The 7,256-nt window shown below is 74.0% G+C and carries 6 protein-coding genes; 3 read left to right on the top strand and 3 right to left on the bottom strand.

Annotated features, from left to right (window positions below; all coding sequences use genetic code 11):
* Positions 1-215 precede the first annotated feature (215 nt).
* A complete protein-coding gene (locus tag AC13HU_RS27410; protein WP_483044630.1) occupies positions 216-1,574 on the top strand; it encodes a DUF58 domain-containing protein in 1,359 nt (452 codons plus the stop codon).
* Positions 1,571-3,970 (top strand): transglutaminase TgpA family protein, encoded by a 2,400-nt coding sequence (locus tag AC13HU_RS27405; RefSeq protein WP_483044629.1) that lies wholly within the window; start codon positions 1,571-1,573, stop codon positions 3,968-3,970. The genes AC13HU_RS27410 and AC13HU_RS27405 overlap by 4 nt, the downstream gene beginning before the upstream one ends.
* Before the next feature lie 278 nt (positions 3,971-4,248).
* On the opposite strand, the gene AC13HU_RS27400 is transcribed toward AC13HU_RS27405, so the two are convergent.
* From AC13HU_RS27400 to AC13HU_RS27390, 3 genes are all read right to left on the bottom strand, one after another.
* Positions 4,249-4,683, bottom strand: coding sequence for a DUF3040 domain-containing protein (locus AC13HU_RS27400; protein ID WP_483044628.1), 435 nt, complete (start codon positions 4,681-4,683; stop codon positions 4,249-4,251).
* A 248-nt stretch (positions 4,684-4,931) separates the two neighbouring features.
* Positions 4,932-5,714 carry a methyltransferase gene (locus AC13HU_RS27395; protein WP_483044627.1) on the bottom strand — a complete coding sequence of 261 codons (783 nt, stop codon included), beginning with the start codon at positions 5,712-5,714 and terminating at the stop codon, positions 4,932-4,934.
* Positions 5,715-5,782: 68 nt separating this feature from the next.
* Complete coding sequence (locus tag AC13HU_RS27390; protein ID WP_483044626.1) at positions 5,783-6,316, bottom strand: SAV_6107 family HEPN domain-containing protein; 534 nt, start codon at positions 6,314-6,316, stop codon at positions 5,783-5,785.
* Positions 6,317-6,484: 168 nt separating this feature from the next.
* Here AC13HU_RS27390 and AC13HU_RS27385 point away from each other — a divergent pair, with 168 nt between their 5' ends.
* The gene (locus AC13HU_RS27385; protein WP_483044625.1) at positions 6,485-7,108 is read left to right on the top strand and encodes a TetR/AcrR family transcriptional regulator; all 624 of its coding nucleotides are present in this window, start codon (positions 6,485-6,487) and stop codon (positions 7,106-7,108) included.
* The last annotated feature ends 148 nt before the right edge of the window (positions 7,109-7,256 follow it).

The following is a 7,256-nucleotide window of genomic DNA, read 5'->3' as shown; positions in this document are numbered from 1 at the left end:
CCGCAGGCCCGTACGGCGACGGCCCGTACGGCACCGGGCCGTACGGCGACGGTCCCTATGGCGACGCACCATACGGCGCCAGGCACCGGTCTCCGGAACCGCACGGCACCGGGCACCAGGCGGCGGGGTCCTACGCGGCTCCCCGGCCCTCGGGCGTCCCGCCGGTCGGGCCCGCGTCCTCCGACGAGCGGCCGACCGGCGGCTTCCGCCGGGCGCTGGGTGGACTGACCACCCGCGGCCGGTCGTTCGTCGCCGCCGGAGTGGCCGCGGCCGCCTGCTCGTACGTCCTGGGCCAGTCCGACCTGTTGAGGGTCGGGCTGCTGCTCGCCGCGCTGCCGCTGGTGTGCGTGGCCGTGCTCTACCGCACCCGCTACCGGGTGGCGGGCAGCCGGCGGCTGGCGCCCTCCCGGGTGCCGGCGATGTCCGAGGCGCGGGTGCACCTGCGGGTGGACAACGTCTCGCGGATGCCCACCGGGCTGCTGATGCTCCAGGACCGGGTGCCGTACGTCCTCGGGCCGCGGCCCCGGTTCGTGCTGGACCGGGTGGAGCCCGGCGGTCACCGCGAGGTGTCCTACCGGGTCCGCTCCGACCTGCGCGGCCGCTACCCGCTGGGCCCGCTGCAACTACGGCTGACCGATCCGTTCGGCATGGTCGAACTGACCCGCTCGTTCAGCGCCTTCGACACCCTCACCGTGGTGCCCAAGGTCGAGCCGCTGCCGCCGGTACGGCTGGCCGGCGAGTCCTCCGGATACGGCGAGAGCCGCACCCGGGCGCTGTCGCTGGCCGGCGACGACGACGTGATCCCGCGCGGCTACCGGCACGGCGACGACCTGCGCCGGGTGCACTGGCGGTCGACCGCGAAGTACGGCGAGTTGATGGTGCGCCGCGAGGAGCAGCCGAACCGGGCGCGCTGCACCGTGCTGCTCGACACCCGCAGGGACGCCTACTTCGGCGCCGGCCCCGACTCCGCCTTCGAGTGGGCGGTCTCCGGCGCCGCGTCGGTGGCCACGCACATGCTGGAGCGGGGCTTCGCGGTACGGCTGCTCACCGACACCGGCAGCAGCGTGCCGGGACCGGAGGGCACGTCCGGCTACGGCGGCGACTCCAGCGACATGGCCGGACTGCTGCTGGACACCCTCGCGGTGGTCGACCACTCCGACGGCGCCACGCTGGCGGCGGCGTACGACGTGCTGCGGTCCAGCAGCGAGGGCCTGCTGGTGGGTTTCTTCGGCGACCTCTACCAGGAGCAGGCGGCCACGATCGCGCGGATGCGGCAGCGGGCCGGCGGCGCGGTGGCGTTCGTCCTGGACAGCGACGACTGGCTGGCCCGCGAGCTGGGGGCCCGGCCCGGCCCCGAACTGTCCGCGGTGCAGCCCGGGGCCGACGGCCGGGAACCCGACAGCACCGAACGCGCGGTGCGGATGCTGCGCGAGGCGGGCTGGAACGTGGTGGAGGTGCAGCCGGGCGCCGCCCTGCCGGAACTGTGGCAGCAGGCGGACCGTTACCGGTCACGCGAGGAGACGCAAGCGGCGCAGGCGCAACAGGCGCGGCGCGGGGCGGGGGCGGCGGGATGAGCGGACGCGCACGGCTCACGGTGTGCGCGGTGGTGGCCTCCTTGCTGGCCGCCGCCGCGTTGCTGCCGCTGACCGACGACAGCGGCTGGTTCGGCAAGGCGGTGCTGCTGGTCCTCTTGCAGTCCGCGGTGGGCGCGGCGTGCCGGCGGGTGCCGCTGGCCAGACCGCTGACGGTGCTGGTCCAGGCCGTGCTGTCGCTGGTGGTGCTGACGGTGATGTTCGCCTCGCAGCAGGCCCTCGGCGGTGTCCTGCCGGGCCCGCAGGCCCTCCAGCAGCTCGGTCAGGTGGTCCAGCGGGGCATCACCGACGTCTCGAACTACTCGATCCCCGCGCCGGTCACCCCCGGCATCAGAATCCTGCTGATCGGCGGCGTGACGATCGTCGCGCTCACGGTCGACGCGATGGCGGTCACCTACAACAGCGCGGCCCCGGCCGGGCTGCCGCTGCTCGCGCTGTACTCCGTCGCCGCCGGCCTGGACAGCGGCAGCGCCGCCTGGCTGTACTTCCTGCTGGCCGCGGCCGGCTACCTCCTGCTGCTGCTCGCCGAGGGCCGGGACCGGATGTCCCGCTGGGGCCGGGTGTTCGGCAGCGCGCCGCCGAGCAACGCCTGGGGCGGCGGCCAGGTCGGCCGGGCCAGGACCACACCGGTGCGCGGCGCCCGCCGGATCGGCGTGATGGCGCTGGGCATCGCGCTGATCGCGCCCGCCGCGCTGCCCTCGCTCGGCAGCGGCCTGCTGGACGCCTCCGGCCACGGCGGCGGCAGCGGGATCGGCGGCCACAGCGGTGGCTCGGTCAACCTGATCGCCGCCCTCCAGGACAACCTCAACCAGCCGAGCAACAGCGAGGTGCTCACCTACACCAGCGACGCCAAGCCCGCCTCGGGCATGTACCTGCGGATCGCGGCGCTGGACAAGTTCGACGGCAAGGAGTGGGTGCCGTCGAACCTGCCGACCGAGGCCCTCCCGAACGCGCTGCCGCGCCCGCAGGGCATGGCCGCGGACGTGAAGTACACGACCGCCACCACCCAGGTGCGGGTCGACGGCAGCTACGTGCAGGGCATGCTGCCGGTGCCGTTCCCCGCGACGAGCCTGCAGACCACGGGCGACTGGAAGTACCAGCCCGAGGGCCGGATGATCGTCGGCGAGCACGGCCAGACCGCGGCCGGCCAGCACTACACCGTCGCCAGCATGCAGGTCGAGCCGACCGCCGAACAGCTCGCCCAGGCCCCCGAGGTCACCGGCCGGATCGCGGAGCAGTACGAAGAAGTGCCCGGTTCGCTGCCGGCGATCGTCAAGCAGACCGCGCTGCGCGAGACCAAGGGCGCCACCAACGACTACCAGAAGGCGGTCGACCTCCAGAACTACTTCACCTCCGGCCAGTTCGTGTACAACACGCAGGCCAAGGCGGGTACCGGGGTCGACGCGATCGCCCGGTTCCTGCAGACGAAGGAGGGCTTCTGCGTCCACTTCGCCTTCACCATGGCGGCGATGGCCCGCACCCTGCACATCCCGGCCCGGGTCGCGATCGGCTTCACGCCCGGCTCGCCCGAGTCCAACGGCAACGGGGCGATGTCGGTGGGCCTGAAGGACGCGCACGCCTGGCCCGAGCTGTACTTCGAGGGGATCGGCTGGACCCGGTTCGAGCCGACGCCGTACCGCGGCAGCGCGCCCGACTACACCGTGGCCCCCTCCCCCACCGGCAACTCCAACGAGCAGGACATCTCGCCGCACACCGCGGCGCCCAACACGACCGACACACCCGCCCCGGCGCAGAGCTGCGACCAGGGCGACGCGGCGGACGGCAGCGGCTGCTCGCAGGCCGCGCTGCCCCCGAGCGGCGGCTCCGGCGGCGGCTTCGGCGGCGGCCGGGCGGCGCTGGTCGTGCTGGCCGCGCTGATCGTGCTGCTCCTGCTCACCGCCCCGGTGCTGTGGCGCTCACGCGTACGCAGACGCAGGCTCGGCGGCGGGGACCGGGTCGAGGGGCTCGCGCTGTCCGCGTGGCGGGAGGTCGTCGACACCGGGTGGGACTACGGCATCCAGCCGGACGACTCGGAGACACCACGGCGGGCGATGGCCCGGCTGGTGCGGGACGGCCAGTTGGAAGGTGAGGCAGCCGAGTCCGCCACCAAGCTCGCCACGGCGGTGGAGCAGGCCCTCTACGCCGCGCAGCCCCGGCCGATCCCCGGGCTCGCGGAGGACGTCCAGCGGGTCCACCGCGGACTCAAGGCCGGTACGAATCGCCGCGGGCGACTGCGGGCGGCTCTGCTGCCGCGTTCCGCGGCCCGGATCGGATGGGCGCTGTCCGCCCGCTGGACGGCGCTCGCCGCGCGCACCCGGGCCACCGGGCAGCGCCTCACGGCACCGCTGCGGAGGAGGGCGGCCCGGGAGGCGTCGTAGGGGCGCACGGGCGTGAGGGCGTCCTGCCCGGGTGACCGGGGAGGACGCCCTCGTGGCCTGAGAGGATGCCTTCCTGGCCGGGGGGAACGCCCTCGTGAGCTGAGAGGATGCCCTCCTGGCCGGGGAGGACGCCCGGGCCGGGAGGGCATCGGCCCACCGAAGACGTGGGAAAGGGCGCCGCCCCCACCAGGGGGCGCGCCCTTCTTACGTCTTGCGTACGTCCTGCGTGGTGCGAGCGGGCTCCGTCGAGCCGGGCCCGCGGAACGCGAAGTTGCCGGCTACTGGCCCTGCTGCTGGTCGCGGCGGCGCTGCCACCGCTCCTCGATGCGGTCCATCACCTTGCCGCGGCGCGGCTGGCGACGGCGGGCCCCGAAACGGCGACCGATGTGCCCGGGGACCGCGGGGGGCCTGGGAGGACCGGGCGGCCCGGCCTCGGGGGGCCGGTTGGCGCGGCGCCAGCCGGTGACCGCGAGCACGGCGCACGTCAGCATCACCAGGAAGCCGACGACACCGATCCAGGACTGTTGCGCGATCATGCCGCCCATGAGCAGCCCGATCCCACACAGGAAACCGAGCACGGCCAGGTAGACCCGGCGACGGGTGAACGCGCGCACTCCGTTTCCCTCAAGCGCCGACGCGAACTTGGGATCTTCGGCGTACAGCGCTCGCTCCATCTGCTCGAGCATGCGCTGCTCGTGCTCCGAGAGCGGCACGGAGACCTCCTACTCATCGGTCGCGCGGGGCCGCGACCGGTCCGACCCGGTCAGGATAGGCGGGATTTCCCTCCGTGAAACCCACCCCACTGCGCCAACCCGACGGGGCACTTCTTCCCCGCCGAGCGTCACGTCATGCCAGCATACGGTGAGGAATGATGCCGTGGGCGGGCCGGTGACCGACTCCGCGGCCCGGTCGGGCCGGGGCCGCGGCGGGGCTTCGCCCGGGGGTACCCCTCCGGGGTGGGTCAGTCGCGCTCGGCGAGGACATGGAGCTGGGTCGCGACGGAGTGGAACCCGGGCTCCTCGGCCGCCGCCAGCTCCAGTCGCAGCAGCGCTTCCAGTGCGCCGGGCTCGGTGTCGACCAGCACCCCCGGCACGAGGTCGGCGAAGACCCGTACACCGTGCACGGAAGCTGTGCGCAGGCCCGCGTCGGTGACCAGGCGGGTCAGGTCGTCGGCGGTGAAGCGGCGCGGCAGGGAGTCCGCCGCGCCATATCGACCGTCCGGGTCAAGAAGCGCCTGCTGGGCCTCCCCGAAGTGCCCGGCGAGCGCACGGGCCAGTACGGCGCCGCCACGGCCGGCGGCGAGCAGGCTGAGCGAACCGGCCGGGCGGAGGGCCGCCACCACGTTCCGCACGCCTTCGGCGGGGTCGTCGACGTACTCCAACACGCCGTGGCAGAGCACCATGTCGTATCCGCCGGGCGGGATCACGCCGAGCAGGCCGTGGGCATCGCCCTGGACGCCGGTGACCCGGTCGGTGACGCCGGCCTCGGCGGCCCGGCGCTCCAGGGCGAACAGCGCGTCCGGGCTCGGGTCGACGACGGTGACGCGGTGGCCGAGCCGGGCGACGGGCACCGCGAAGTTGCCGGTGCCGCCGCCGGTGTCGAGGACGTCGAGCGCCGGCCGGTCCGCGGTCTTGGCGCGCCGTTCCAGGGCGCCCCGGAGAACCTCCCACACCACGGCGGTACGAAGGCTGGCACGGGGTCGGATCGGGTCCACCCCTCCTGGACGGGACCCTGCACGGGACATGGCGGGCGGCTCTCCTCGCGGTGGCACTGATTGCTGTGGCGGACGGCGTGGGCCGTCCCACCCCAACTCTAGAGCGTGCCGCCGGGCGCGGGCCGGAGCAGAAGCATGCGTTCCACCAGGCGCAGGAACATGTCGGCGGCGCGCAGCAGGTCGTCGGCCTCGCGTGGGCCGGCCGCGCCGGCTATCCCCGCGTCGGCGCGTGCCCTGCGCTCGGCGCCGGCCGCGAACAGGGCGCTCCACTCGGCCAGTTCGGGCGCGATCTCGGGCAGCACCTCCCACACGCTGCGGATGCGGCCGCGCTTGCGGGGGCTCTGCTCGGGGCGGCCGTGCACCGCGAGCACGGCGGCGGCGGTGCGCAGCGCGGCCAGGTGCGCGGTCGCGAACCGCTCGTGCGGGGCTTCGAGGAGGGCCGCTTCCCGAAGTCCCGTACGGGCCTGGGTGAGCAGGTCGAGTGCGGCGGGGGACGCGGCGGCGCGGCGCAGCACGGGGTGGATGTCGGCAGGCGCGCCTGGACCGGCGGGGACGCCGAAGCCCCCGGGCCTCGCGGACGGCGCGGGCACGGACGGTGTCGGCGGCATGGACGGCATTGCGGGTACAACCATGACGAGCCTCCTGTCTCCGTTGCTTCCTCATCGGCTTCCCATCATCCGCGCCACCACTGACAATCGGCGCTGACCTGCGTGGACCCCGGTCACTCCGCGCGTATCCGCATCCGCGCGACCATGACAAAATGGAAACACGGCCGTCACGGTGCGGGCAGAATCAGGACCATGACCACCGCACGACGCCAGGCCACCCGGCAGAAGTTGTTCGAGGCCGCCGTCACCCTCATCGCCGAACAGGGCTTCTCCGCCACCACGGTCGACGAGATCGCCGAGCGCGCCGGTGTCGCCAAGGGGACCGTCTACTACAACTTCGCCAGCAAGAACGTCCTGTTCGAGGAGTTGCTGCGACACGGCGTCGGGCTGCTGACGGTGTCGCTGCGGCGGGCCGCGGACGAGACGACGGCGCGCGGCGGCAGCCGGGTCAACGCGCTGAACGCGATGATCCGCTCGGGTCTCGCCTTCATCCTCCGCTACCCGTCCTTCACCCAGCTCTACGTCGCGGAGCTGTGGCGGACCAACCGCACCTGGCAGGACACGCTCATGACGGTCCGACAGGAAGCAGTGGCCGTGGTCGAGAAGGTGCTCGGGGAAGCGGTGGAACGCGGTGAGGTGAGCAGCGACATCGACGTGCCGCTGACCGCGTCCGCGCTCTTCGGGATGGTGCTGGTCGCCGCGCTCGACTGGCAGGCGTTCCAACCCGAGCGGAGCCTCGACGAGGTGCACGAGGCGCTGTCGCAGCTGCTCCAGGGACGGGTGGGCGGCGCCGCGGCCCACCGCTGTGCTCGGTGATCCGCGGGCCAACCCCCGTTGCGGTAGACGCCCGCGCACCCGATTCCGCCGCCCCGTGTCGGCGGGTCCGGGCCGCGCCCCTTCCGCGAGCTCCACTCTTCCGGCTGCGCCGCGCCCGGCCATCCGTACAGCTACTCATTCCCCTACC

The sequence above is a fragment of the Streptomyces sp. NH27 genome (assembly GCF_056859195.1).
The sequence above is the reverse complement of the archived record's forward strand: the minus strand, read 5'-3'. Positions and strand labels throughout refer to the sequence as shown.

Coding starts and splice junctions, on each gene's coding strand:
- AC13HU_RS27405 (WP_483044629.1), top strand. CDS start 1,571: ATGAGCGGACGCGCACGGCTCACGGTGTGCGCGGTGGTGGCCTCCTTG.
- AC13HU_RS27395 (WP_483044627.1), bottom strand. CDS start 5,714: ATGTCCCGTGCAGGGTCCCGTCCAGGAGGGGTGGACCCGATCCGACCC.
- AC13HU_RS27390 (WP_483044626.1), bottom strand. CDS start 6,316: ATGGTTGTACCCGCAATGCCGTCCATGCCGCCGACACCGTCCGTGCCC.
- AC13HU_RS27385 (WP_483044625.1), top strand. CDS start 6,485: ATGACCACCGCACGACGCCAGGCCACCCGGCAGAAGTTGTTCGAGGCC.